The following is a 26,455-nucleotide window of genomic DNA, read 5'->3' on the forward strand; positions in this document are numbered from 1 at the left end:
GTGAATTTAACTCCACAAGATCCAAAACAAAAAAAAACAGCTTGCGTATAAGGAAATTGATAAGGCCATGATGTACAGGCATCTCAATAAACTGCTATTGAGAAGTGTATTCTTAAATTACTCTTAAAATAAATAAATAAGCGGATTTGTGATGCCTAGATCTCCAAAATATTCCTTAACCATCTTTTTGCTGGCGATATCCTTCAGTTTATTAGCCCAAACCCGGCAATTGCATTTTGACCATCTTGGAACCTCAGACGGCCTTTCTGAGCTTAGCCCGAACTGTATATTACAGGATAGCCGCGGGTTTATTTGGATTGGTACCCAGGATGGATTAAACAGGTATGACGGTTACAAATTTAAAATATTCAGAAATGATGTTAAGGATACAGCGAGTATTGGTAATAATTATGTTCGGGATATAGCAGAAGATAAGAATGGGAATATATGGGTAGCAACAGCAGGCGGCGGGCTAAACAGGTTAGACAGGAAAACCAATCGTTTTCACCGCTACATCCATAATGAAAAAAACGCGAATAGTATTTCGAGCAGTTTTGTGAATAAAATTGTTTTCGAAAGTTCCGGGAAAATTTGGGTGGGCACAGAAAAAAAAGGTTTGGATTTGTTTGACCCCCAAACCGGACACTGGATACATTATTTGTACAATGCCCGTCATCGGGGTAGCATTGGCGATAATGACGTAGCCACAATTTATAAAGACAGCAGGAATAACATCTGGATTGGAACGGTGAATGGCGGACTGAGTTTATTTGACCGTAAAAACAACAACTTCACAAATTTTAAACACCTCGAAAACGCCGGCGAATCACTTTCGGGCAACTGGGTTACTTCTATTTTTGAAGATAACGAGCACCGGTTATGGATTGGTACGCGGCAGGATGGGCTGAACCTTTTTAATAGTAAGTTAGGTACGTTCAGGCATTTTAAGAATGACCCCGGCAACGGTAAGTCGCTGGCGGGCAACAGTATCCAGAGCATTGCCGGGGATGCCGACTATAATTTATGGATAGGGACAGAAAACGGGGGCTTAAGCATCTACAATTTTTTGAGCGGGGAGTTTGACAACTATACCCGCGACGATATGGATAACAGCAGCTTAAGCGGTAACTCTGTTGACGTAATAGCAAAAGATAATGTAGGCAATATGTGGTTGGGGTCATTTGGCGGCGGTATAAATTTGTATAAAAAAGCAAAAAGTAACTTTGCTCGTTACAAGCATAATTCGTCGGCAACCAGCCTCTCTAACGACTTTGTTCTCTGTCTTTTCGAAGATAGCCGTAACAACATTTGGGTGGGGACAGACGGCGGCGGCCTGAACCTGTTCAACATAAAAACAGGGAAGTTTTCTACATACAAACATCAGGAGTTCAATAAAAACAGCATAAGCGGCGATAACGTATTAGATATTAAAGAAGACGGGCAAAAGAATCTTTGGATTGGCACATGGGGTAACGGTATTAGTGTAATGAACCCCAAAACAGGCATCTTCAGGTCTTTCAAGCATGATCCATCCGATGCCACAAGCCTTGGCGGAGATAACATTTACGCCATTACACTTAGCCGCGATAAAAAGATATGGATTGGAACCTTTGGCGATGGGCTTGACTTGTATGAGCCAAAATCAAATAGGTTTATACATCACAAAAATAATGTAAACGACACTAAAAGCCTCAGCAGCAATAGAATAAACTCGCTCCTGAGCGATAGCAAAGGGAATTTATGGGTAGGCACAAACGATGCGGGGCTAAATCTTTTCAATCCAAAAACGAACAGTTTCATCCGGTTTACGCACGACGATAACAAAAAAAACAGTATCAGTCATAATACCGTTCTAAACCTGCTTGAGGATCATCTTGGCAACATTTGGATATGCACATTGGGCGGCCTGAATTTTTTTGACCCAACAACCCGTCGTTTTACAGTTTTTAAAACCATTGATGGTTTGCCAAACGATTATACACAAGCCATCCTGGAAGATGATAAAGGGCATTTATGGATAAGTACCAATAAGGGGATTTCGATGTATGACCCCCAAACAAAAAAATTCAAAAACTTTACAACTGAAGATGGCCTGCAGGCCGACGCGTTTAAAGCGCATTCGGCTGTTAAAAGCCGCAGTGGCATTTTTTATTTTGGCGGGGTAAATGGCTTTAATTCCTTCTCTCCGGATCAGATATTGCGTGCGGATTACGATCCTCCCATGGTTTTGACCAACTTTCAGTTATTTAATAAAAATGTACAGGTCGCGGAGAACAGCACGGATCCCTCTCCGTTAAAACAAGATATTTCTGAAACAAGATCGATCACATTATCTCATGATCAATCGGTTATATCACTTGAATATGCTTCGCTGGATTATTTATCGCCGGATAAAAAGAGATATGCCTACATAATGGAAGACTTTGATAAAGGCTGGAATTATGTTGAGGATAAAAACACGGCTGTTTATACCAATATTCCGCCGGGCAATTATGTTTTTAAAGTGAAAAGCCAGAATAGCGCAGGGGTATGGTCACCCCATATTCTAAGTTTAGAAGTCATTATTGTTCCGCCGTATTGGCTAACCTGGTGGTTCAGATCGCTTTTGATTATTTTTATTGCAGGCTGTGTTTACGGCATATACCGTTTCAGGGTTAATAGTATCATTAATCAAAAGGTATTATTAGAGCGCGAAGTAAAGGAGCGCACGGAAGAAGTGATGCGTCAATCGGATGAATTGCAGGCAATAAACGAAGAACTGCAGGCGCAATCAGAGGAATTAGAGGAACAAAAGAACCAGGAACACCTTGCACGCCAGGAAGCAGATAAAGCAAACCAGGCTAAAAGTATTTTTCTTGCAACAATGAGCCATGAAATAAGAACACCGATGAACGGCGTTATTGGGATGGCCTCCCTGCTTGCAGAAACCGATTTGAGCGATGAGCAGCATGAATACGCGGAGACGATAATAAACTGTGGCGACAGCCTGATGAATGTGATCAACGACATTCTCGACTTTTCCAAAATAGAATCCGGCAAAATGGATATTGAAGAGGAAGATTTTGATTTGCGCCTAAGTATCGAGGAAATAATGGACATGTTCTCACATAGAGCGGCCGAACAAGGCCTTGAATTAGTTTACGAGATAGATTTTAACCTCCCCGGCCATTTGGTAGGCGATAGCCTGCGCCTTAAACAGGTAGTCATTAACCTCATTAATAATGCGATAAAGTTTACCGCTAAAGGCGAGGTGTTTATTAAGATATTTCTTTCGCAGGCAATTTCTGATAGTGAACTGGAGATTGGCTTTAGTGTGATGGATACCGGAATAGGCATACCGGGCGATAAACTCTCTAGTTTGTTCAAAGCATTTTCACAAGTCGACTCCTCTACCACACGTAAATACGGCGGCACCGGTTTAGGGCTCATCATCAGCGAGCGGCTTGTTAACTTAATGGGCGGAAAGCTATGGGTTGAGAGTTGTCTGGGCGAGGGTTCAACCTTCAATTTTACTATAAAAGCCAAAAAAAGCAATAAACAATCCGAAACGCCCCAGTTATTACCAGGCATCTCGGACCTGGACGGTAAAAGGGTATTGCTGGTTGATGACAATAAAACAAACCTCATTATTTTAAAAGCTCAGCTGGAGCGATGGAGCCTTGCAACAGTAACCTGTTCGTCCGCACAACAGGCATTGGAAATTTTATCGTCGGATAAAGGGTTTAACCTTGTAATTTCTGATATGGAAATGCCCGGAATGGATGGCGCCGGTTTAGCGCAGGTAATAAAAAACGGGCCAAATCCCGTTCCGATAATTCTTTTAAGTTCAATAGGTGATACAAGCAGGAAAAAGTACCCTGCATTGTTTTCGGCGATATTGATCAAACCGACTAAACAAAATCAGCTGTTAAAGAGTATTTGTGCCGAGCTTGGAAACCGCACAAAAATTGAAAAGGTTGAAGAAAAGCAGCGTAATGTACTTGATGCCGGTTTCGCTTTGTTACATCCAATAAACATCCTGGTAGCCGAAGATAATCTGATTAATCAAAAATTGATTGAACGCATACTGTCTAAATTGGGATACAATGCAGATATTACCAACAACGGACGTGAGGCATTGCAGAAGATAAGCGAAAAATCATTCGACGTGATTTTGATGGATATTCAAATGCCGGAAATGGACGGATTGGAAGCCACAAGAAATATTCGGAATCTCAATATTCAGCAGCCATATATTGTTGCTATGACTGCAAATGCCCTTTCGGAAGACCGTGATATTTGCATAAGTGAGGGTATGGATAGCTATATATCAAAACCTATGAAATTGGATATTTTAGTGTCAATTTTTGAGGAAGCCTATAATATAAAAAAGGCTCAGTTTATAGGCTGATTGCCATCGAACATTCCCGGCCTATCAGGTTTCGCGTTTAAAAACAAAAGTAAACCAAACCCCTGGAAACAAACGAAGAAGCATTGTTTGCCGGTAACCTTCTACAGATTTTCGATGCCTGGTTTTTAAAATCGGAGTTTTCTATCGTGTTACTTATTCCCCTCTGATCACTCCTGCAAAGCCGCCCCGGGGCAGGCATTGGATCTGTACTGTATCTGATCTTTTGACGCTTATGGTTTCGCTTGCAATGGACTTCGTATCCGCCCCGTCTTTAAATAATTGGAAAGAATAGTTTGCCTTGCCCAGGAAGTTAAAACTAAGATCGAGTGTTTGCGGGGTGTCTTTTCCATTAAGCCCGGCAACATACCATAGCTTACCTTTTCTTCGGGCTATCACAACCATTTCGCCCGGATAGCCGTTTATCAGTTTCGTTTCATCCCAGGTTGTAGGGAAGTCCGTTAGGAAATTTCGGGGCTCGTCGGCCAGGTCATAATAGGCAGAGGGCCTGTCTGCAAAATGCTGTAATCCCGATTCAAATACCACTGCCAATGCCAACTCGTGAGCGAAGGAGGTTTTATGCTCGTGCTGCGAATTGGAAAACGTTACCGGCGTATAATCCATAGAACCTATGATGTTCCGCGTAAACGGAAGAGTTGTGTTGTGCGAAGCAGCCTTATCGGTTAAAACGCCATCGTTATTATACCACTCGGCACCGTACACCGCTTCGGCACTCATCAAATTAGGGTAAGTACGCGCCCAGCCGCGGGGTACAGTAGCTCCGTGAAAGTTAACCAGTAGCTTGTATTTAGCGGCGTCTTCCAGAATGTCGATATAATATTGCATCATATACTGCTGGTCTCCCGCAAAAAAATCTACCTTGATGCCCGATACGCCCATGTCATTCAGCCATGAAAACTCCTTTTCTCTTTTCTCGTGTGTTAGCAGCCTGTCAGCAGGGGTTGCGCCAAGCCATTCGGTACCCGAGTTGTACCATAAAAGCGTTTTGATGCCTTTGCTTTTTGCATAACTCAACGCATCCTTTACAGTACCACCGTTTGCCATTACGTCCCATTCCCAGTCAATCAACACATAAGGCCAATGCATTTTTACGGCCAGGTCAACGTATTCTATCACTTTCTGATAATCCTTCGAGCCGTGATTATTTGCCCAATATACCCAGGCCACGCTTCCCGGCTCAATCCATTTCGTGTTCTTAATGGTAGAAGGGGGGCTTACATCGGTAATCAGTGTACTTTCCACCAGATTAGATAGTTTGCCCACTATCATAACATGCCATTGCGATTTCCAGGGCAAACTTGAAACAGCACCACTATGCCAGCCTTTTTTTGCCGGAGGGTAAATCACTTGGTACTGGTTTGAGCCTTGCTTATAGCTAAGCCGGGCCGCACAGTTTTGACGGGTGATACCTGCCTCCGAGATAAGTACCCATAAAGGCTGGTCGTTAACCTTGTACAAGGCAGGATACGCCCATTCGCCAACATTTTTTTCATTATGTGCACCGGTGTTAAGCGGATAAAAATTTTCATAGGCTGAAGCAAAGGGCTGCATCCATCTGGATGTACCCTCAGGTATAACGTAGCTGGTGGCTTCACCCTTGATGCTTAAATTGGAGTCCGGGCGATTGGGGAAAGCGTACCTAAACGCGATCCCGTCATTATAAACCCTGAAAGTGATATCCATGGGCTGTTTTGAGGCATTCTGATAGTGGAATGTTTTTTCGGTACCAAAATTTTCGCAAAACCTCCGTTTTCCGGTTACCATTTCATATTTGGTATGAACCGCGGTAGATGCGCTCCCGCCAACTAATTTGAGATTTGATACGAATTGCTGATCCTCCCTTAAAATACCTAATGGCGAAGCCGGTAGCGCCTCAACATAAGTCCCATTGCGTTTATACAGCACTTTAAAATAAGCCTGGCCTAAGCCTTTCTGGCCAACGGGCTGCATTTTTACAACAACCTTAATTTTTTTATTGGGAGATATAACCTCCTGGGCGTAACCCACACAGCTGAAAAAAAGGCTTAAAACTAAAAAAAGGCTTTTCATTTTAATTTTCTTATAAAGGTTTGATTCTGTAGTTAAAAAAGCCAACAACTTAGCCGCCGATAAATTTAACAATTTTGGTTTTTTGGTTTGGGGGCAAAGCTATAGAAGTAAGGAATGGGTTAACGGGTACAAACGTTAACAAATAGAGCGCGAAATGTTCAAATTGGCTAAAAGATGCGTGTTTAGCATGATTCATCGGGGTTTGAATTTCTGAGATACCGTAATCGTTTCACTATTTTAGGGCTATCCGAGGGTAGAATTTGAGGTGGAACTGAAAAAACGTTCAATTTCTTTAACCGCTCTTTCAAGCCCGTTCTCACGTCTTATTTGTTCACCTATAGCTGCAGCATTGTCTTTTATTTCATTCGATTGCACTTTTGCAATAGCGGCGATCAGCTTATCCGCCGTCAGTTTCTTTACCGGGATATGTACCCCCAATTGCTTGCGTTCGATAATTTTACCCCAGGTTGGCTGGTCTGTATAAAACGAAATGATGATTACCGGCAGGTTGTGCCTCAGCATGGCATTCAAGGTGCCCGCGCCGCCATGAAATATGCCCAGCTTGCATTGGGGTAATACCTGTGCATGGTCGACATACTTCGTCATGAATAGGTTTGGGTGCCGGGGCAAATCCTCAAAAACCGACCAGCCGGTGCAAAACAGTACCCGCTCGGTGGTTTTATTCAGGATGTCACTGATAATGGCCACAAACTTTCCGGTATTGCCAACGCCGTTGCTGCCGAAGCCGATATAAACGGGCGGCGGCCCTCCACTTAGCCAATTGTTCAGGTTCGTAACCGATTCATCGTCCACAATTGTGGCCGCCTGCTCGGGCACGGTCAAAAAGCCGGTTATCATGTGATGACTTTCCCAATCTTTAGGCTGGGGGATAAGCGATTGGCTGATGCAATATAAATCGAGTGGTTTTTGCTTATCTACGTGCGTCAGCAGGTTTTCGTTTAATAGGGGCAGGCCTATTTCCTGTCTGAATTCGTTGGCCTCCTGCTTCACGAATTTCCAGAAGAAAGCATGCGCCAGCTTGTACGTGAGTTTATTGTACCAGGAGAAATCGAGGAAATCAAAATCGCCCAGCGGGAACGCGGCTGTAGGCACCACCGGCGGCATAAAATAAGTGAGCGCCATTTTTTTACCTTGTTTTTCGGCAATGGCGCTGGTGATGGGCAGGGTGGCAGCATTGGCTATGATATAATCCACCTTAGCGAAGCCCGCTAAATAGCTTTTTCGCAGCTGCATCCTTATATCGTGCAATACCTTAAAAAAGTACTGCATCAATTTGATGGTGTTCTCTGTTTGCAGCACGCGCTGCCCTTCCGGAGAATTCATCATGGTTTCGGCATTGCCGTATAACGGATGGAAGGCTACCCCATAACCCTCAACCAGCTCTTTGAAGTTTTCGGGAGCGGCTATAGTAACGCCGTGGCCGTGCTGCATTAGCCCAAGCGCTAAAGCGATATAAGGCTGTACATCGCCCCGGGTGCCGTAAGTAAAAATGCCGATATTCAATGGTGATGGCTGGTTCATTTTAATTTATGATTCGTGTTCGGCAAGGAAAGCCGACGGCAGTTGGCCGCAAAACATTTAGCGTTTAATAGTTTAATGCAGCACAAGGTAATATGCGCAACATCTAAAACCCGCGCCTTTCAAAAATATATTTTGCCGCATTTACCCCCTTATGTTGTCGTAATACCGCGTGCGGCAATCGGTATAATGCCGTAGCTTTGCTTAAGCAAATTAAATCGCCACCAATAAATGAAGACCACACTTGATAAAGCAACGAGAGATGACTTAATCAAACGCATCAACACGCTTAATGAAAATAGCCCGGCCCAATGGGGTAAAATGAACGCTTATCAAATGATGAAACACCTGAGGCGTTGGGAAGAGTTAGCAAACGGAACTTTGCCGGCTAAGCGGATATTTATTGGGCGGATAATCGGCAAAGTGATATTAAGGGCTGTGTTAAAAGATGAGGAGCCCATAAGGCGAAACTCTCCTTCGGCACCGGAGACGATAATACACGACGCATCCGGGGATTTTGCCGCCGAAAAAGCCAGATTTATCGAACTTGTAAATTATAATGCTGCAAATCCTATAGATGGTTTTGTGCATCCTTTCTTCGGCAAAATGACACATCAGCAAATTAGCCAGCTCGCCTATAAACACATCGACCATCACCTGCGCCAGTTTAACGCTTAAGCAAATATGCCAGGCTTAATTGTTTAAACATTTAACATAACCTTTGCATAAGCGCCAATTAATAAGGTAAATTTGCACCGCCTTAACAAGGCGATATATCATGCGCGGGTTTATTTGTACGATATTTCTTTTTTTTGCCGGATGCGCCGCCGTTTTTGCGCAGCAGGACAGCACCAGCACGCCCGCTGATACCCCGCGGCATTATATCCGCACGCCCCGGCCCATGACGGTGCTCGATTCCGTAGCCCACGCCATGGCCCTTGAAGAGAAATTCGTCGGCGATTCGCTTTCCATGGCATACCTGCGCCGGCCGGATAGCAACAGTACCAACTTATTCGTAGATAGCATATTAAGAAGTGCCGTTTACAGTGGCAACCATTACCTTGATCTGGCATCACCCTCAAAAACTAAACCCAGTATAAAAGGCTATGGTCATGTGCGGCCCTCGCGCGATCCATGGGTTATTGCCGTCATCGTGGTGCTAATTTTGTTCGTGCCGGTGCTTAATATCTATTCGGCAAAGGATATGAGCAACGTGTTTTTAGCCTTTTACTACAAACGCACCAACACCCAGGCCGGCAAGGAGGATAGCCCAATAAACGCCTGGACGTTCATCGGCTTGTTCCTGCTCTTCGGGTTTACTTTAGGCATATTTTTGTACCTGCTTACCACAGGCTACTATAAAGTTTATTACCCCATAAGCGGTTTCCAGCTATTCGGTACCTTATCAGCCGCTATCATAGGCTTGTTTGCGGTGAAATTCATGGTGTTGAAATTCCTGGGCTTCGTGTTCGATATCAATAAGGTGGTAAGCGAGTATATCAAAGCACTATCGTTAACTTATTTTAATATCACCTTTGTTTTTTTGCCTGTGGCCTTGTGTTTTAGCTTAATTGCCGATAAGTTTTTCCCTTACCTGCTGGCCATTACGCTGTTATTAACGGTGATAATTTTTACATGGCAGTATCTGCGAAGCAGCGTGGGTATTATTTCAAATTTTCGATTTCATAAATTTTATTTATTTACGTATCTTTGTGCCCTCGAAATTTGCCCGATATTGATATTGGTAAAGGCACTTAATATAGGTTTCAAGTAGTTGGTTTTATAACGTATAGCATTGGAAGACAGAAAGAAAAAGGTTAAGAGCATATTAGTTACTTTGCCAAAACCTGAGAATGATAAAAATCCGTACGCTGAACTGGCTAAAAAGCTGAATTTGAAAATCGACTTCCGGTCGTTTATTCATGTTGAAGGCGTGCCCGCGAAAGATTTCCGGAAGGAGAAGATAAATCTGGCCGATTTTACTGCCGTTATCTTCACCAGCCGCAACTCTGCCGATCACTTTTTCCGCATATGCGAGGAAATGCGTTTCGAGGTGCCGGTAGAGATGAAATATTTTTGCCTTTCAGAAACCATTGCCCTTTACCTGCAAAAGTATATCCAATACCGCAAGCGCAAGATATTCTTCGGCAAGCAAACTGCTGCCGATCTGGCCGAGGTGCTTAAGAAGCACTCGGGCGAGAAATTCCTGTATCCCTGTTCAGACGTAGCAGCCGAAGAAACACAGAAGTTTTTGCTGGATAATGGCTATAACTTTACGCCTGCGGTGCTGTTCCGTACCGTGTGCAGCGACCTTAGCGATCTGGCCGAAGTGTTTTACGACGTTATTGCGTTCTTCAGTCCGTCCAGCATTCAGTCGCTTTACCAAAACTTCCCCGATTTTAAGCAAAACAACACCCGTATCGCCGCTTTTGGGGCCACCACCCACAAAGCCGTACTGGCAGCGGGCTTAATACTAGACATCCCGGCGCCAACCCCAGCCGCCCCATCCATGACAATGGCGATAGAACAGTATGTAAAACAGGTGAATAAATAAATTCTTTTAATCCGCACCCACTCTGCAACAAAATTTCAGTTTTAGCGTATAACACCCTAATATTTAACAAATAAATAAGTTTTGCGGCATGTTAATTGACGCGTAAATATTTGATGGATTATTGCCATTTTTTTAATTAAAAGCGGTCGTAATTTGGTTAATTAAAACATTTTTGCATTGGAATGAAGTATATTTAATATATTCGGAGGTGCGTTGCGATGCATTGAATTCATAGCAGGTAAACGATTTTTAATAAAAAATGAAGCAATTATACTTTCTGATAGTAGTTTTAGCGGGTTCCGTTTTAGCAGGATGCAGTACCGGTGGTGGCGGTAACGGCGAGGTTGTTGGCGTGCGCCAGCGCGCTTTTAGGGCAACAACGCCTTTAAACATGGTGTATATTAAAGGCGGCACTTTCCTGATGGGCCAAACTGACCAGGATGTTACCTTCTCGCAAACCTCGCAAACCAAGCAGGTTACCATTTCTCCGTTTTTTATGGATGAGACCGAGTTGTCTAACACCAAATATAAGCAATTCGTGCTGTGGGTGCGCGACTCGATAGCCATCAGCAACTACCTCAGCGACCAAAAATATTACCTGCAGCCTAAAAAAGGCGTGGCTGCCGATCCAAATAGTAAAAAATACATCAACTGGAACTACGTGCGCAGCAATCCTATCTTCAGCCGGCGCGGCAAAAACGCTGCCGCCAATGCGCAGAAGCTTCAAGGCCTGTACTACCAGGGCGATGACCGCGTTTTCGACCGCAACGAGATCGACGTACGCTTATTGAAATACAACTTCTCTATGGTAGTGCTTCGTGATGCTGCCAACTACAAAAACGACAAATCAAAAAAGCGCTCGGATTTCATACTGCGCGATACAGTTCCTATTTATCCTGATACCCTGGTTTGGTTGAGCGATTTTTCATACGCCGCCAACGAGCCGATGGTTGAAGGTTATTTTTCGCACCCGGCGTACCGCAACTACCCTGTTGTGGGTGTTAGCTGGCGCCAGGCAAGAGCCTTCAGCGCATGGCGTACCCGCCTTAGCGAAGGTGCCAAACATGCCCGCGGCGAGGATGCCAACCTGCCATTTGAACTGCCTACCGACGGCGAATTTGAATATGCTGCCCGTGGCGGCAGGATTGGTACCGATTACCCTTGGGGTGGCCCTTACATTAAAAACGCAAAAGGATGCCTTATGGCAAACTTTAAACCGGGCCGTGGTAACTACACGGATGACGGCGGCGCTTACACAGTAAACGTGCGCTCGTATTTCCCCAACGATTTCGGTTTATATAATATGGCGGGCAACGTGGCCGAGTGGACCATGTCGGCCTACGACGAGTCTGCCACCACATTCGTACACGATCTTTCCCCTACATTTAATTACGAAGCTAAACCAAACGACCCTGAAGTATTGAAACGAAAAGTTGTACGCGGCGGCTCATGGAAAGATATCGGTTATTTCCTCCAGAACTCCACCCGCACTTACGAGTACCAGGATACAGCAAAATCTTACATCGGCTTCCGTTGCGTAACCCACTATTTGGGCCGCGACATCAGGGATAAGCGCTAATCAAAAAACTATAAAAATCATTAAAATTTACTTTACTAAAAATTTATGGCTGGGAAGAAAAAACCTTACGGAATAAGTAACATAGTGTCATGGGGAGCTACCGTGGTTATTATCGGTCTTTTGTTTAAGATACAGCACTGGAAATTCGCTACCGAATTCATCACGGTTGGTTTATCGGCAGAGGCCTTGCTTTTCTTTATGCTTGGTTTCCAACGCGAGGATAAAGATATCAATTGGGTACGTGTTTACCCGGAACTTGACGAGGATTTTGCGGGTGACTTGCCAAAATCGTCTGCAAAACCGGTACTGGCCACCAATGGCTTCTCTAGTACCGCCGCGCTTGATAAGATGATGGAAGAAGCCAAGATAGGCCCCGAACTGATCAGCAGCCTGGGCGATGGCTTAAGGAATTTCGGCGACAAAGTACACGCTATATCCCGCGTAACCGATGCCGGCGAAGCCACCGTTGCTTTTACCAATAAAGTTAAGGCAGCAACTGCAAGCTACGATAATTTAAGCACAGCTTTCGATAAAGCTTCGGCTAACCTGGCAGAGATGGCAGATTCGAACACTGATGCTAAAGCGTACCACGATCAGGTAAACAAACTGGCAATGAATCTTTCGGAACTGAATGGCGTTTACGAATTGGAGTTGCAGGATTCGAGCGCGCACCTAAAAGCCATGAACAGTTTCTACAAAAACCTGTCGGCTACTATGAACAACTTCAACGAATCGTTAGACGATTCGCGTCAGTTTAAAGACGAGGTTGGGCGTTTGGCTAAGAATTTGGCTTCGCTTAATTCTGTTTACGGCAATATGCTTAGCGCCATGAACCAGCCACGTGGTTAATCAATATTATTAATAATACCGAATAAGATAGATAAAAGAGCATGGCCGGAGGTAAAGAAACCCCAAGACAGCGAATGATAGGTATCCTATACCTGGTGCTTTTAGGCCTTATTGCCTTAAACGTGCCGGATAGTTTGCTCGATGCATTCAAGAATATCACTAATAGTTTAAATACTTCTACCAAGAACGTAACCACAGGTATAGATAACACTTACTCAGCGTTCGAGAAAACAAAACTAAGGGAGCAAAAAGAAAGAGCGCAGCCTGTTTACGACAAAGCAAAGAAAGCCAGTAGGTTGGCTAGCGACTTAACTAATTATATAGATGACCTTACTGCACAATTGATAAAAGAAGGCGGTGGCATTAACCCTGAGATACAGGATGTTGACGGTAGGGATAACCTGGATATATCGCCACGGGTAATGATTGCCAACGGCAACGCCGATAAACTGCGTGGGAGAATAGATGCAACCCGCAATCAATTATTAGCCTTGCTAACAGACAAGGAGCGTACTGGTATTAATTTATCACTTACTGCAGAGGATCCGCCAAAAGGTAGAGATGGCCAAAAAACATGGCAGCAGGCGTATTTCGGCGATGGTATTCCTTTAGGCGCGACATTGACCACCCTTGCAAAAATTAAGGCAGATACCAAGAACGCCGAGAACGAGATTGTTAAAAAGATATTAGGCGAGGTAGATCAAGCCGTAGTTAACCTTGATAAATTTAGTGCGGTTGCCGTTGCGCCCTCGAGCTATGTAATAGCAGGCCAGCCTTATACTGCAGAAGTTTTTTTAACCGCATCTGATTCAAAATCAACACCTACCATAACTGCAAACGGCTCTAACTTGCAGGTGTCTGATGGAAAGGGTAAATACTCGGTAAATACAGGTGCCGAAGGTATATTTACCTGGGTTGGCCACGTAACGGTTAAACAGGCCGATGGCAGCACAAAGACATACGATACGCCAACACAAACTTACCAGGTAGCACGCCCATCGGCTGTAGTATCTCCCGATAAGATGAACGTATTATACATCGGCGTGCCAAACCCAATTTCGGTTTCGGCTCCGGGTATCCCTAAAGAAAAATTGCATGTGAATATCTCTAGCGGCAGCGTTAGCGGCAGTGGAGGCAAGTACACCGCTACAGTTAGTACCGCAGGTACGGCAACGGTATCCGTTTCCGGCGAATTGGCGCCCGGAAAAAGCCAGGTATTAGGCTCAACTTTATTTCGTGTAAAACGTATACCAGATCCTAAGCCGCAGTTTGCCGGCCGTAGTAGCGGCAGCACAGGGGCTGCCAACCTTAGGGCGCAGAATAAGGTTTTTGCCAAATTGGAAAATTTTGAATTCGATGCTACTTTTAACGTAACCAGTTTTACGTTGATTATACTTAAACCGCGCCAGGATGTTATTAGCTATTCGGCAAGTGGCGCAGAATTAACGGGCCAGATGCGTTCCGCGATGGGTAGTGTTACACCGGGTACCACAGTAGTTATACAGAATATTTTGGCTGTTGGGCCAGACGGCACGCAACGCGGCCTGGACGCAATAGTATTAACGGCTAATTAAGGATTAGAAGATGAAGACAAGATTTTTAGTTATTGCGCTTTGCCTGCTTTGCAGCGTGTCATTCGCACAAAACAAAAAGGGAAAGAAAAAGACACCAACCAGGACAGCTAAAACCCAAAAGCCTGCCGCTGGTCGCAAACCAAACACTACGCTTACAGCAGGCGCAGGCGCCGGAGGTGGTGCAGGTGTGCAGCAACCATCTGTGCTGGATACCACCAAGAAAGTGGTAACTGGCCCGGTGAAGCCTTTTGACAGGCCATTGGATGGTTACTACAAGAAAACCAACATCCTGAGCGCAAAGGTTACTCCTTATGCCAACCTCCGTGAATCTGATGTAGCTTTTGCTAAGCGTGTATGGCGCGAAATAGACATGCGCGAGAAGATGAACCAATACCTCAACTCGCCAAAACAACGCCTTATAGACGTTTTGCTTGCAGCTATAGATAATGGCGAGCTTACGGCCTTCGACCCTACAGGTGGAACCGTAGAGGACCCTAACGGCGATAGCTTTTCTAAACCTTTAACTGCCGCACAGGCGCACGGCAAGCTTGCCTCGCCGACAATAGTTGATATCATCGACCCAAAAACGGGCGACAAAACCGGTTCTAAAGAGGTTCCGGGAGAGTTTTTAGCCGATAGCTTAATCAAATTCCGTATTAAGGAAGATTGGGTGTTCGATAAGCAACGTTCTATTTTCGAACCACGCATCATCGGCATAGCGCCATTGGTTAAAGTAAAGATTCAAGGTGTTGTAAATAACGAATACCAACCCGCATTTTGGATATACTTCCCTGATGCAAGGCAGGTATTGGCCGTTAAAGAAGCCGTGAGCCGCAACAACGATGCAACAGGCCTAAGCTTTGACGACGTATTTATGAAACGCCTGTTTACCAGCTATATCGTAAAACAATCTAATGATAAAGACGAGCGTATCCGCGATTATGCACAAGGCATAGATAAGCTGTACGAATCTGAAAACATCAAAAAGAAGCTGATGGATTGGGAACTTAACTTGTGGCAATATTAGTGAATGGTGAGTAGAGAGCGATGAGTGGTTGCTTATCGTTTTACGTTAAAATATAGAAGCCCTTGCAAATCATTTGCAGGGGCTTTTTTGCGCTTCATAATTTTCAACGCTATTCGTTTTGCCTGGTTTGCTTGAAATGATTTTGGACCTGCCGGTAATAGCGCGCAACTTTTATTCGAAAAATATCATATACCAGCGTAAGTAATAACAGTGCGCAAGGAATAAAAAATGAATGAAACCTGAAATAGCCAAAAAGATACGCACCGCCCAAGGCTCCGGCCATGAAAAACAAGATAATGGCTACCCGCAATTTTATCCGGGTTCTGATAACAGTCTTGTCTGCATCGCTTTTTTTTAGGATGTGGGCAAGCTCTATACCCAAATCGGTAAACGTACCGGTAAGATGCGTGGTCCTCACAACAGAACCGGAAACCATCGAAACCAGCGCGTTTTGCAGGCCCATAGCAAATAATAAGCTTCCGGCGAAAAGTTCTTTTGCTATTAGTGTACCATCGTAGCGGAAACCGCCGGTTGCAACTACCGTTAAAATTAAAATTTCTATTACGATAGGTACAACGTAAGAATAACGCTGATTACGGCCCACGCGCGAAACAAATACGCCGGAAACAAATGCCCCTGCTAAAAATAAAAACATCCATAGCGCAACAACACGGGCGGTTGTCCAGTCGCGCAGCGCAATGCGCTCTGCAAACAACGCAGCGTGCCCTGTAACGTTGGTAGTTAATACACCGAAAGCCAAAAAACCTGCTGCATTTACAAAACCGGCCGTCATTCCTAAAAGGGAGGCTAGTTTGAAATTATGCGCATATGTGCGTTTGGTACCCAGGTGCCTTAACATAGTGTCAAGTTACGCAAACTTAAGCACCAATATCGCTCACAGCGGGATTAAAATATTGGGTAATAGCTTTGGCTTGCTTAAGGTTTACTACTTCCTGCAGGGTTTCTTCGCTGGCTTCGCGTATTTTTTTTACCGATTTAAAGTATTTCAGTAGTTTCTCGGCGGTGGTTTTGCCTATGCCTTCTATCAGTTCCAGTTCGGTGGCCAGGGTGCCCTTATCGCGCTTTTTGCGATGGAACGTGATACCGAAACGGTGTGCTTCATCGCGCAGCTGCTGTATTATTTTGAGGGTTTCCGAGCGTTTATCCAGGTACATGGGGTACTGGTCGCCGGGGTAAAAGAGCTCTTCGAGCCTTTTGGCAATGCCGATAATGGTAACCTGCTTTTCTATACCCAGCAACTTCAGGCTTTTCATTGCCGAGGATAGCTGTCCTTTGCCGCCATCGATAATAATTAGCTGCGGCAGCTCCGTCCCTTCGTCAAGCAGGCGGCGATAGCGCCGGTGTACGGCCTCCTCCATGGTAGCAAAATCATCCGGGCCTACTACGGTTTTCACGTTGAAATGGCGGTAATCCTTCTTGGATGGCTTACCATCTTTAAACACCACTATAGCCGATACCGGGTACTTGCCCTGGAAGTTGGAGTTATCGAAACATTCGATATGGCGGGGCTGTCGGTTCATGCGCAGGTCCTTCATCATTAGTTCCATCAGCCTGTCTGTACGCACATCAGGGTTCAGCTTTTCGTACTGATCAATCTTCTCTTTCTTAAAGAACATCACGTTCTTTTGCGAAAGGTCCAACAGTTTGCGTTTCTCGCCCAGCTTAGGTACAGTGAATTTGATTTTCGGGTCTTCCAGGTCTATGTCGAACGGCACGATAATCTCTTTCGAATGACTTTCATACCGCGTCCTGAATTCGGTAATGGCGAGGGTGAGTAACTCTTCGTCGGTCTCGTCCAGCCGTTTTTTCAGTTCGATGGTTTGGGTTTGAGTGATGGTGCCGTTCATCACTTTAAGGTAGTTTACAAAAGCGTATTTCTCTTCGGATGCGATGCTGAACACATCCACATCTGTAATAGAAGAATTTACCACGGTAGATTTGCTCTGGTAATTCTCCAGTAATTCCGCTTTACGCTTAAGGCGGTGGGCCTGTTCAAAATTCAGTTCGCTTACCGCTTTTTCAAGGTCGCCTTTCAGGTTGCGCACTACGGTGCCTATCTTGCCACTAAGGATATCTTTGATCTCATCAATGCTGTTGTTGTAATCTGCTTCAGACTGGTAGTCCTGGCAGGGGCCTTTGCAGTTGCCCAATTGGTATTCCAGGCAAACCTTAAATTTACCTTTCTCAATGTTTTCGCGGGTAAGGTTAAGGCTGCAGGTTCGCAGGGGGTAAGTCTCCTTTATCAGCCCCAATATGGTGTGCATCATGCTTACCGAGGCGTAGGGGCCAAGGTATTTTGAGCCGTCGCGTATGATGCGGCGCGTCCAGTAGATGCGGGGGTAATTCTCGTTTTTGATGATGATCCAGGGGTAGGTTTTATCATCCTTCAGCATCACATTATAGCGCGGCTGATGCTTTTTTATCATGCTGTTCTCCAGCAGCCAGGCATCAACCTCGGTATCAACTATGGTAAAAGTTATCTTGCGGATCTTAGATACCAGCACGCGCGTTTTGGCATTTATCTGGGTATCCTTATTAAAGTACGATCCCACACGATTGCGCAGGTCTTTAGCTTTGCCAATGTATATCAGCTCATCCGCAACGTCCCAGTACTGGTAAACCCCGGGTTTATGCGGTATATTTTTTAAAGCTTCGCGGTAATCGAATTTGTCCATGTTTTTGTTGGAACGTTAGAAGGTTGCAAAGTTGTAAAGTTTTATTCCAGGAAAGAAATAACTTTCAAACCTTACAACGTTTCAACTTTTCAACAACTAACCTAAAAGTCCAGTTTCTTATCCACCTCGTTAGTGCCTTTTTGCTGTTGGCTGTAGGCACCGCAATCTAAGGTAATGGCTGCGCCCGTTTTTGGCGGAACGAAATCTACGTTGGTTTTTATGCCGAGTTTATTGTTGGCGTAAACGCGTTTCATGTAGCCGGCAAATATAGGCAACGCCGTGTTGGCGCCTTCGCCCAGCCGTGTGCTGCGGAAGTGTACGTCGCGGTCTTCGCAGCCCGTCCATACACCGGTAACCAGTTGCGGGGTTATGCCTATGAACCAGCCGTCAGAGTTATCGTTGGTAGTGCCGGTTTTGCCGCCTATAGGGTTTGTTAGTTTGTATTTAGATTGCAAGCGGTAGCCGGTACCTTCCTGTATAACGCCCTTAAGCATATAGGTCATCACGTACGCGGTTTGCGGGTTTAGGGCCTGCACCACCCGAGGGGTATTGTTGTAAAGTACGTTGCCGTTTTTATCTTCTATACGCAGCAGGAAAGTGGGCTCCGTCCAGATACCTTCGTTGGCGAAAGCGCAGTAAGCTCCCGTCATATCAAAAACCGATGCATCAAAGGTACCGAGGCATATAGAAGGGTAGGGCGGCACAGCACTGGTAATCCCCATCTTTTTTATCAGATCAGCCACCGGCTGGGGCTTTACCTCGTTCATTACATAAGCCGTAACCCAGTTTTGCGACCGGGCCAGGGCCGTGCGGAGCGTAATAACGCCGGGAACGGTTTCTGATGGCGAAGATCGCGGCGACCAATCATCACCATAACCGGTGATGGTGATGGGTACGTTGTTTACCTGCATACAAGGCGAAAAGCCATTTTCTATAGCTACCGTGTAGGTAAATGGCTTAGCCGTTGAGCCTACCTGCCGCGTACCCATTTTTACCTGGTCGTATTTGAAGTGCTCGAAATTGGTACCGCCTACCCAGGCTTTGATGTAACCGGTGGTTGGGTCCATGCTCATCAGAGCGTTGCGTAGCATCATTTTGCAATAAACGATGGAGTCGATGGGTTTCATTAACGTATCGATATCGCCATGCCAGGTGAAGATATTCATTTTGGCTGGGGTGTTGAAGTCTTCCCGTATTTCCTCATCTGTTTTATTCTGCTGCTTTAGACTCAGATATCGGTCAGACCGATGCATGCCCTTTTCCAGCAAACTCTTGAAAGTTGGGATAGCTTTATACTTGTTTATGCCTTTCCAGTGGGTGTTGAACTGGTTTTGGAGATCGCGCATATATTCTTGTTGCGCGTCTTCGGCATATTGCTGCATGGTGGCATTAATGGTGGTGTATATCTTCAAACCGTCGCGGTCCAGGTCGTAAGGGGTAACGCCATCCGGTTTCAGGATAGATTTATCTACCAATATCTTCTGCACCTCTTTCTTCAATACGGCCCTGAAGTAGGTGGCCATACCCTCGTTATGGTCGGTTATTTTAAAGGATAGGCCAAGTGGTTTCCTCTTGAATTCTTCGGCCTGCCCCTGGCTCAGGTAATTTTCCTCGTACATGCGCCGCAGTACGAAGTTGCGGCGTTTGATGGCATTATCGGGGTGATTGATTGGGCTGTAGATGCCGGGGCCGTTGATCATGCCCATCAGCAGCGCGGCCTGGTCCGGCGTAAGCTTATCTGGCGTGGTGTTGAAGTAGGTGCGCGATGCCGAACTGATGCCATAAGTGTTATACGCGCCAAAATCTACCGTATTCATGTACAGGGTGAGGATTTCTTCCTTGGTGTAGTTGTGCTCGAGCTTTACGGCGGTTATCCACTCCTGCAGTTTTTGGATGATACGTTTAACCGGGTTGTGCGAGCGCTCTGAAAAAAGGTTGAGTGCTAATTGCTGGGTTATAGTGCTGCCGCCCTGCTTTTTGCCTATCAGGTTATAAAGTATGATGCTGAATGTACGTTTGAAATCGATGCCAGAATGCTCGTAAAAGCGTGCATCTTCGGTAGCCACCAGGGCATTGATAACATTTGGCGATAACTGCTTATAAGTAACGCTGGTGCGGTTTTTTACATAGTAGTTGCCTATTACCTGGCTATCAGAAGAAATTACCTGCGAAGCCTGATCGCTCTTAGGGTTCTCCATTTCTCCGAACGATGGCAACGGCCCGAATACCTGGAAGGCAACAAGCAATATAAGGATGACGAACATTGCGAAACAGCCGATAATAAAACGCCATATATACCAGTTGTAACGTTTTATATCCTGTGTAGTAAGCTTGTTTTTATTGTTGCGGTTATTGTTGGTGATGATCATTTTACCTTAATAGTTTTGCTGATAGAATTCTATATAGCTATCCAATGTTTTTGAGTCGGCTAATTTATCCAGATTTTCCTCGGTAATAATAAAAAAGCTGTATTTATCCTGCGGCACCTTCATAATATTGGGCAACAGCGGCACAATACTTCGTGCGTATTCCTTAGCTTTTTCCAGGCTGGCAAAACTGCCAACGTATATCAGTTGGTTAGCGTTACCCACGCTTTTTAACTTGTGGTTGATAGCCGGCCCCTGGTACTGCACCCTGTTGAATTGCCCAAAACCAAAACGCGAGGAAGCCAGGTTAGTTGTACCCGAATTTACATTTACGGCAAAGAAATAGTGCGTACTATCGCGCAGGCTAAAAATAGATGGCTTTTTAACAACAGGCTGCGTAACCGGCGTTACAGGCTGCTGTATGGGAGGAGCTACCTGCGTAGCCACCGGCGGGGTCTTTAACGTATCGGGTTTTGCCTGCGTAACCACCGGCTGAGCCTTTACCGTATCAGTTTTCGGCTGAATGATTACCGGCTCTTTAACAGGTTGCTGCACCGCCACCTTTGCAACTGTATCCGGTTTCTTAACGGTGGGCGGTAAAGGCTGAACAACTACCAAAGGAGCCGCTACCGGTTTTTTCTCGGGCTTGCGCACATCGGGCACTATAGCAATAGGGCCACCGGTATAAGGCACGCGGTAAGGGCTTTCCTGCTGATACACTATAGGTATGGTAAATAGTCCTTCGTTGATGTCTTTATCCGTTATCACGAAAGTGCGGGCAGTCAGTTCTGCTTGGTTGGCGTCGGTGTAGGCCAGATGCTGTTTTATCAGAGGCGTTATCAACTGGTCATCGGGATATTTTGCAGCTATTTGCTGCAGTTCGGCTTTAAACGGATCCAGTTTTTCACGGTGGCCCGCAGCAAACGCCCTTAAATAAGCCAATTGCGACGCATACTTGTTATTAGGATAGGTTTGCAATAAACCATCGGCAGAGGTAATTACCTCTGCGTATTTTTTTGCGGCATAAAGGTCATACACCTGGTTGTACAGCACGCCGAAGCCGGTATCGGCATCGTTGAGGCGTTTGCCATAATCAGGGTCGAGGATGGTTTTGGCGAATGCCGTTTCGGGGTATTCTTTCAATACCAGGGCCTTATATTTATCGGATAAGGTTACGTTGCTTTCGCTATATAAGCGGTACAGGTTATAATAGATGGCTGCCTTGCTGTCATTATTCGGGAACAGCGCCAATATCTTTTCGTAGGCCGCTGCGGCCTCCTTTTTATCATCTAGTACGTCGCGGTAAAAATTGGCTATGGCGAGGTACGCATCATACCGCTTGATGTTGGATTGTGCCAGCTGTGGCGGCGTGAGCGGCAGATTCTGTAGCAAATCCTGCTTGAAATTATTGGCTTCCACCTCGGTGGGGCTGCGCTGCATAGAATCGGGCAGCGCGTTTACATCCACGTTTTTAGCGGTGTTCAGCGTATTGGTAGTAAGGTCGCTGCCCTGGCGGCTGCTGCGGCGCCAGTTATCTTCGAGCTTGCGGTTGCCCCAAACGCGTTTGAAGTCGGTATAGCCTTGACTTACCGCATTGGTATTGTAAAAATAGAAGTTACCACCGTTGGGTACGCTGGCCTGCGGCGGCGGCGAATCGGCAAAGGGATCGCCAAGGGTATTGTTCGCGCCGTTATTTACTATAGGCGCAGCAGCTGCTTGTTTTTGAATGGCCTGGCGTTTGGCCATCTCGTCAATTCGTTTGATACGGCCGGGTTCGTCCATACCGGCCAGCATCTGCAGAGTATCCTCTCGGGCTATAACCTTAAGGTTGTCGGTGAGCAATTGCAGGTTATCGGCCTTTTTTTGTATGGTGATGTAGCCGGGATAAGTAGGCGGCAGGGTAGCCAGGGTGCTATCGTAATAAGTTTTGGACTGGGTATAATCGGCTTTGTCCTTAAAATAAATATCGGCCAGCCGCAGGTACGATAAGCCTTTTTGGTTTTGGTTGCGCTGGCTGTAACCAGTAGATTGCTTGTAGCCTTTTATGGCATCGTCTGTTTTGTGCTCGCCGTATTGCAATTGGGCTATCTGGTAGTAGATCTGGTCGGTAAAATCGGCATTGTTCTGGTTTTTCAGCAGGGAGCGCAGGCGATCGAGCCGGCTTATCTTTACCCCGTTGCGGTTGTCTTCTATGCGGATACGGTTAAGATCGGCATTGAAGGCCATATCGAACGTAACGTTGCTTTTGGCTACACGGGCGTAGCTGGCGGCGGCATCGGCAGGTTTGCCGTTCAATTCCTGCAGTTGGCCCAGTATAAAAGTCCAGCGCATGCGCTGCAGGTTGTCGCCGCTGTATTTGATAGCGTTTATGGCGGCTTCTTCGGCTGCGGGATATTCCTGTATATTTATATTATACTGCAGCAGTGTAGCGTAAACATCGGCAGGCACCCTTTTCTTGAGGTTGATGCTTTGGATGGCGGTATCGATAATCAATTTGGCTTCGGCGGTTTTGTTGAGGTATAGCAGCGCGCGCGCTTTCCAAACCAATGCCTCCTGCTTTAGTTGGATTTGCTTGGGGCGGGCGGTAAGCACTACGTAGTTGAAATACTCTACCGCATCGAAATAGTTGTTGTTGAGGTAATTGGCCTGGCCCAGCACCAGGTAGGCATCGGGTATGTAATGGCTTTGCTCTTTTATGCTGATGATCGCGTTGGCCTTTTGCTTGGCGGCATCAAGGTCTTTATCCGGCGCGCCGCCTCCGGCAACGGTATCCTGGTAAACGGCCAGCAGTTCGGCGTAATTATCTACGAAGGCAGCAGCATAGCCCACTTGTTTTTCCTGTAGTATCTGGCGCGCGTTGAAGAGGATATTATAATGCGCGGTGAGGTTTTGCAAGGCACGGTTAACGGCACTCTTTTTTTCGAGCGTACAGCCGGCGATAAAAAGGGCAAGAGCAAACAGGGCAAGGATGCTTCGTTTTGGCCAGAAGATGGTAGATGTGCGCCTCAAAGGTGTTATAGTTATAGGTAGAATTATTTCAGTTGAGTTTTACAAAGTTAACAACCTTTTCCATGTAATGATATTAACTGAAAGCGTGGTTATTTGTGTATATGAACGACCATTAATTTTTATACAAACCAGGTATTATAAAAAGCATCGCTAATTTACTAAATAGTATGCAATAGGATTAATAAATTTGCGCCATGGCAGAAAATGAACCGAACGACGTAGAAGAAGGCGCTAAAGAAGCCGGTTCTTACGCCAAATACACAGGACTAGCTTTCCAGATGATCGTTGTCATCGGCGTATTTACCTTCGCCGGCTATAAAATCGACGAAAGCGCCGGCCATGCCACCAAATGGGTAACTGCTGTACTCTCCCTCGCCGGCGTATTTATCGCCTTATTTTTAGTTATCAGATCCGTTAGAAAATGAAGACCCAAACCGCAATCATAGCATTTATCATATTCGCCATATTACTGGCCCTGCCTGCCGTTGGCCTACAGTTTGGTGGCCATGCCAATTTATTGGTGCCCTATTTCTGGCTGTTGTATGCCTTTATCACCGGGCTTACCTTTTTGGTGATGGTGGCCATTATCATCACCAAACAAGTAAATCCCGAAAATTACGCCCAGACTTTTTTGGCCACCACCGTTTTTAAGCTGCTCGCTGTCCTGGCATTCATGGTGGTTTTTATCATGAAAATCAAGGTAAACAAGGCTGTTTTTGTGGGCGATTTCTTTTACCTATATTTCTTAAATACAGCCTTTGAAGTTTCTGTGTTATTGCGTAACTTGCGCAACCAAAATTTGAAGTAGAAAAGTTTATTTTGATGTATAATAGCTCGATTTTGAAAATAAAAATATTTACACTTTTACGAATTTGTGCCGTTTTTTTAACACTGACCGCATTTTCGATCCCGGCATTTTCTGAAGAAAACCACGCTGAAGGCACCGAAAAGCCCTTTGAGCCAAGTGAAGTTATTTTAGAGCACATTGCCGATTCGCACTCCCTGCATATCATTGGCGAAAGTTCTTTACCACTGCCCGTAATTTTGTACACTGATAAAGGCCTCGAAGTTTTTTCATCATCGCATTTCGAACACGGGCATGCCGATTATACCGGTAAATATTACACCTACCGTTTAGTTAAGGATAAAGTAAATATTGTTGGCGAAAATAATACGCTGGCAGAAAGCGCTACCGTAGCAAAATGGAACAGTAGCCTGATAGATCTTTCTATCACCCGCAACGTGGTGAGCTTATGGATGGGTATCCTTTTCCTGATCGTTATTTTCTTTAGCGTTGCTTCGGCATACAAAAAGCGTGCAGGTAAAGCACCAAAAGGCTTACAGTCTTTTATGGAGCCGCTTATCCTTTTTGTGCGTGATGATATTGCCCGCCCGAATATCGGCTACAAATATCAGCGCTACATGCCCTTGTTATTAACTGTGTTCTTTTTCATCTGGGTGAACAACCTGATAGGCTTGGTGCCCTTCTTTCCGTTTGGTGCAAATCTTACCGGTAATATCGCGGTAACGCTGGTGCTTTCGGTTATCACTTTGGTAATCGTAAATATAAACGGTAACAAACACTACTGGGCGCACATCTTTATCCCGGCGGATGTGCCGGTTTGGATCTGGCCGTTATGGTGGGTTATCGAGCTGGTAGGTATCATTTCAAGGCCTTTCGCTTTGATGATACGTTTGTTCGCTAACATTACAGCAGGCCACATTATCGTATTGAGCTTGATATCATTGATATTCGTGTTCAAGTCGCTTTACATCGCGCCGGTATCTGTAGCCTTCGTTATTTTTATGGATGTGCTCGAATTGCTGGTAGCAGCATTGCAGGCTTTCATCTTCACCTTGCTTACTGCTTTGTTTATCGGTACGGCAATAGAAGAGCATCACCACTAATTTTTAATAATTTTTATACTATATATTCACTTTAAATTTAATACAATGATTGGAAGTATCGCTGCACTTGGTGCAGGTTTATCAGTAATCGGAGCAGGTATCGGTATCGGTCAAATCGGTGGTAAAGCCGTAGAAGGTATCGCTCGCCAGCCAGAAGCTGCTTCAAAGATCCAAACTGCCATGATCATCGCTGCTGCCCTTGTAGAAGGTGCTGCTTTGTTCGGTGTGGTTGTATCATTCCTGGGTTTGAGCGTGAAATAATTCGCCTCCCCGAAAGGAAAACCTTTAACCGTAGCCTGTTGCGATTGGCCGCAGCTACGGTTAATTTAAAAGAACTGAAATTTTAACATTTTATATATAAAAATGAATCCATTAGTAACCCCGGAAATTGGCCTCGTAGTTTGGACCACGGTATCGTTAGCCGTATTGTTCTTTTTGCTTGCCAAATTTGCATGGAAGCCTATTATGGGCGCTATCGACGAGCGCGAGCGTTTCATAGAAGATTCGCTTTCTAAAGCCGAAGCCGCTAAGGACGAAATGGCCCGTTTGACCAGCGAGAACGATGCATTGCTGAAACAAGCCCGCATCGAGCGCGACGCCATCCTTGCAGAAGCTAAAAAGGTAAAAGACAGCATCATCAGCGAAGCTAAAGAAGCTGCGCACAAGGAAGGTGCCCGCCAGATAGAGCTTGCCCGTATAGAAATCAACAACCAGAAAGCTATTGCAATGGCTGATGTTAAAAATCAGGTTGCAACTTTATCGTTGGATATTGCCGAGAAGATATTGCGCAAGCAATTCGAAGATGCCAGCAAACAGGATGCCCTGGTTGCCGAGTTGTTGAAAGAAGTGAAATTATAGTTAGATGTTAGATGTGAGATGTGAGATATGAGATAAGAA

At 45.3% G+C, this 26,455-nt stretch carries 19 protein-coding genes; 13 read left to right on the forward strand and 6 right to left on the reverse strand.

The annotated features are described in order from the left end of the window. The first annotated feature begins 151 nt into the window (after window positions 1-151). A complete protein-coding gene (locus AC1DXC_RS13495; protein ID WP_477459667.1) occupies window positions 152-4,390 on the forward strand; it encodes a hybrid sensor histidine kinase/response regulator in 4,239 nt (1,412 codons plus the stop codon). A gap of 153 nt (window positions 4,391-4,543) precedes the next feature. Here AC1DXC_RS13495 and AC1DXC_RS13500 read toward each other — a convergent pair whose 3' ends face one another. Both AC1DXC_RS13500 and AC1DXC_RS13505 read right to left on the reverse strand, forming a co-directional pair. Next, the gene (locus AC1DXC_RS13500) at window positions 4,544-6,457 is read right to left on the reverse strand and encodes a glycoside hydrolase family 97 protein (RefSeq protein WP_477459668.1); all 1,914 of its coding nucleotides are present in this window, start codon (window positions 6,455-6,457) and stop codon (window positions 4,544-4,546) included. A 243-nt stretch (window positions 6,458-6,700) separates the two neighbouring features. Next, window positions 6,701-7,999, reverse strand: a complete 1,299-nt coding sequence (locus AC1DXC_RS13505) for a glycosyltransferase (protein WP_477459669.1) — start codon at window positions 7,997-7,999, stop codon at window positions 6,701-6,703. A gap of 228 nt (window positions 8,000-8,227) precedes the next feature. On the opposite strand from AC1DXC_RS13505, the gene AC1DXC_RS13510 reads away from it, so the two are divergent. From AC1DXC_RS13510 to porN, 7 genes are all read left to right on the forward strand, one after another. Next, window positions 8,228-8,674 carry a DUF1569 domain-containing protein gene (locus tag AC1DXC_RS13510; protein WP_477459670.1) on the forward strand — a complete coding sequence of 149 codons (447 nt, stop codon included), beginning with the start codon at window positions 8,228-8,230 and terminating at the stop codon, window positions 8,672-8,674. A gap of 100 nt (window positions 8,675-8,774) precedes the next feature. Further along, complete coding sequence (locus AC1DXC_RS13515) at window positions 8,775-9,770, forward strand: DUF4271 domain-containing protein (RefSeq protein ID WP_477459671.1); 996 nt, start codon at window positions 8,775-8,777, stop codon at window positions 9,768-9,770. A 15-nt stretch (window positions 9,771-9,785) separates the two neighbouring features. Continuing rightward, entirely contained in the window at window positions 9,786-10,550 is a 765-nt protein-coding gene (locus tag AC1DXC_RS13520) for a uroporphyrinogen-III synthase (RefSeq protein ID WP_133230417.1), read from the forward strand. Between the two features lie 259 nt (window positions 10,551-10,809). After that, on the forward strand, window positions 10,810-12,129 hold the full coding sequence (gene porK, locus AC1DXC_RS13525; protein WP_477459672.1) for a T9SS ring complex lipoprotein PorK/GldK: 1,320 nt from the start codon (window positions 10,810-10,812) through the stop codon (window positions 12,127-12,129). A gap of 45 nt (window positions 12,130-12,174) precedes the next feature. After that, window positions 12,175-12,978 carry a type IX secretion system motor protein PorL/GldL gene (gene porL, locus AC1DXC_RS13530; RefSeq protein ID WP_477459673.1) on the forward strand — a complete coding sequence of 268 codons (804 nt, stop codon included), beginning with the start codon at window positions 12,175-12,177 and terminating at the stop codon, window positions 12,976-12,978. 41 nt (window positions 12,979-13,019) lie between these two features. Further along, window positions 13,020-14,552: a type IX secretion system motor protein PorM/GldM gene (gene porM / locus AC1DXC_RS13535; RefSeq protein ID WP_477459674.1), complete on the forward strand. Its 1,533-nt coding sequence runs from the start codon at window positions 13,020-13,022 to the stop codon at window positions 14,550-14,552. A gap of 10 nt (window positions 14,553-14,562) precedes the next feature. Then, window positions 14,563-15,579 carry a type IX secretion system ring subunit PorN/GldN gene (gene porN, locus AC1DXC_RS13540; protein ID WP_477459675.1) on the forward strand — a complete coding sequence of 339 codons (1,017 nt, stop codon included), beginning with the start codon at window positions 14,563-14,565 and terminating at the stop codon, window positions 15,577-15,579. Window positions 15,580-15,688: 109 nt separating this feature from the next. Here the strand turns inward: porN and AC1DXC_RS13545 are convergent, their stop codons facing one another. The 4 genes from AC1DXC_RS13545 to porW all read right to left on the reverse strand — a co-directional run bounded on the left by AC1DXC_RS13545 (window position 15,689) and on the right by porW (window position 23,650). Further along, window positions 15,689-16,438, reverse strand: a complete 750-nt coding sequence (locus AC1DXC_RS13545) for a YoaK family protein (RefSeq protein ID WP_477459676.1) — start codon at window positions 16,436-16,438, stop codon at window positions 15,689-15,691. Between the two features lie 19 nt (window positions 16,439-16,457). After that, window positions 16,458-18,275 (reverse strand): excinuclease ABC subunit UvrC, encoded by a 1,818-nt coding sequence (uvrC, locus tag AC1DXC_RS13550; RefSeq protein WP_477459677.1) that lies wholly within the window; start codon window positions 18,273-18,275, stop codon window positions 16,458-16,460. Window positions 18,276-18,376: 101 nt separating this feature from the next. Continuing rightward, a complete protein-coding gene (locus AC1DXC_RS13555; RefSeq protein ID WP_477459678.1) occupies window positions 18,377-20,644 on the reverse strand; it encodes a penicillin-binding protein 1A in 2,268 nt (755 codons plus the stop codon). Between the two features lie 6 nt (window positions 20,645-20,650). Further along, entirely contained in the window at window positions 20,651-23,650 is a 3,000-nt protein-coding gene (gene porW / locus AC1DXC_RS13560) for a type IX secretion system periplasmic lipoprotein PorW/SprE (protein WP_477459679.1), read from the reverse strand. 194 nt (window positions 23,651-23,844) lie between these two features. Here porW and AC1DXC_RS13565 point away from each other — a divergent pair, with 194 nt between their 5' ends. From AC1DXC_RS13565 to atpF, 5 genes are all read left to right on the forward strand, one after another. Then, window positions 23,845-24,075 carry an AtpZ/AtpI family protein gene (locus AC1DXC_RS13565; RefSeq protein ID WP_477459680.1) on the forward strand — a complete coding sequence of 77 codons (231 nt, stop codon included), beginning with the start codon at window positions 23,845-23,847 and terminating at the stop codon, window positions 24,073-24,075. Continuing rightward, window positions 24,072-24,458 carry a hypothetical protein gene (locus tag AC1DXC_RS13570; RefSeq protein WP_477459681.1) on the forward strand — a complete coding sequence of 129 codons (387 nt, stop codon included), beginning with the start codon at window positions 24,072-24,074 and terminating at the stop codon, window positions 24,456-24,458. The genes AC1DXC_RS13565 and AC1DXC_RS13570 overlap by 4 nt, the downstream gene beginning before the upstream one ends. Window positions 24,459-24,490: 32 nt before the next feature. Next, window positions 24,491-25,558 (forward strand): F0F1 ATP synthase subunit A, encoded by a 1,068-nt coding sequence (gene atpB, locus AC1DXC_RS13575; protein WP_477459682.1) that lies wholly within the window; start codon window positions 24,491-24,493, stop codon window positions 25,556-25,558. A 45-nt stretch (window positions 25,559-25,603) separates the two neighbouring features. Next, window positions 25,604-25,819, forward strand: a complete 216-nt coding sequence (gene atpE, locus AC1DXC_RS13580) for an ATP synthase F0 subunit C (protein ID WP_477459683.1) — start codon at window positions 25,604-25,606, stop codon at window positions 25,817-25,819. Between the two features lie 102 nt (window positions 25,820-25,921). Further along, the gene (atpF, locus tag AC1DXC_RS13585) at window positions 25,922-26,416 is read left to right on the forward strand and encodes a F0F1 ATP synthase subunit B (RefSeq protein ID WP_477459684.1); all 495 of its coding nucleotides are present in this window, start codon (window positions 25,922-25,924) and stop codon (window positions 26,414-26,416) included. Window positions 26,417-26,455 lie beyond the last annotated feature (39 nt).

It is taken from the genome of Mucilaginibacter sp. P2_D11 (genome assembly GCF_056404435.1).

Excerpts from the sequence above, each read along its gene's own strand:
- AC1DXC_RS13515 (WP_477459671.1), top strand. The coding sequence starts at position 8,775 with ATGCGCGGGTTTATTTGTACGATATTTCTTTTTTTTGCCGGATGCGCC.
- porN (WP_477459675.1), top strand. The coding sequence starts at position 14,563 with ATGAAGACAAGATTTTTAGTTATTGCGCTTTGCCTGCTTTGCAGCGTG.
- AC1DXC_RS13495 (WP_477459667.1), top strand. The coding sequence starts at position 152 with ATGCCTAGATCTCCAAAATATTCCTTAACCATCTTTTTGCTGGCGATA.
- AC1DXC_RS13500 (WP_477459668.1), bottom strand. The coding sequence starts at position 6,457 with ATGAAAAGCCTTTTTTTAGTTTTAAGCCTTTTTTTCAGCTGTGTGGGT.
- AC1DXC_RS13545 (WP_477459676.1), bottom strand. The coding sequence starts at position 16,438 with ATGTTAAGGCACCTGGGTACCAAACGCACATATGCGCATAATTTCAAA.
- porK (WP_477459672.1), top strand. The coding sequence starts at position 10,810 with ATGAAGCAATTATACTTTCTGATAGTAGTTTTAGCGGGTTCCGTTTTA.
- porL (WP_477459673.1), top strand. The coding sequence starts at position 12,175 with ATGGCTGGGAAGAAAAAACCTTACGGAATAAGTAACATAGTGTCATGG.
- AC1DXC_RS13555 (WP_477459678.1), bottom strand. The coding sequence starts at position 20,644 with ATGATCATCACCAACAATAACCGCAACAATAAAAACAAGCTTACTACA.
- AC1DXC_RS13505 (WP_477459669.1), bottom strand. The coding sequence starts at position 7,999 with ATGAACCAGCCATCACCATTGAATATCGGCATTTTTACTTACGGCACC.
- uvrC (WP_477459677.1), bottom strand. The coding sequence starts at position 18,275 with ATGGACAAATTCGATTACCGCGAAGCTTTAAAAAATATACCGCATAAA.
- AC1DXC_RS13570 (WP_477459681.1), top strand. The coding sequence starts at position 24,072 with ATGAAGACCCAAACCGCAATCATAGCATTTATCATATTCGCCATATTA.
- AC1DXC_RS13510 (WP_477459670.1), top strand. The coding sequence starts at position 8,228 with ATGAAGACCACACTTGATAAAGCAACGAGAGATGACTTAATCAAACGC.
- atpE (WP_477459683.1), top strand. The coding sequence starts at position 25,604 with ATGATTGGAAGTATCGCTGCACTTGGTGCAGGTTTATCAGTAATCGGA.
- porM (WP_477459674.1), top strand. The coding sequence starts at position 13,020 with ATGGCCGGAGGTAAAGAAACCCCAAGACAGCGAATGATAGGTATCCTA.
- atpF (WP_477459684.1), top strand. The coding sequence starts at position 25,922 with ATGAATCCATTAGTAACCCCGGAAATTGGCCTCGTAGTTTGGACCACG.
- AC1DXC_RS13565 (WP_477459680.1), top strand. The coding sequence starts at position 23,845 with ATGGCAGAAAATGAACCGAACGACGTAGAAGAAGGCGCTAAAGAAGCC.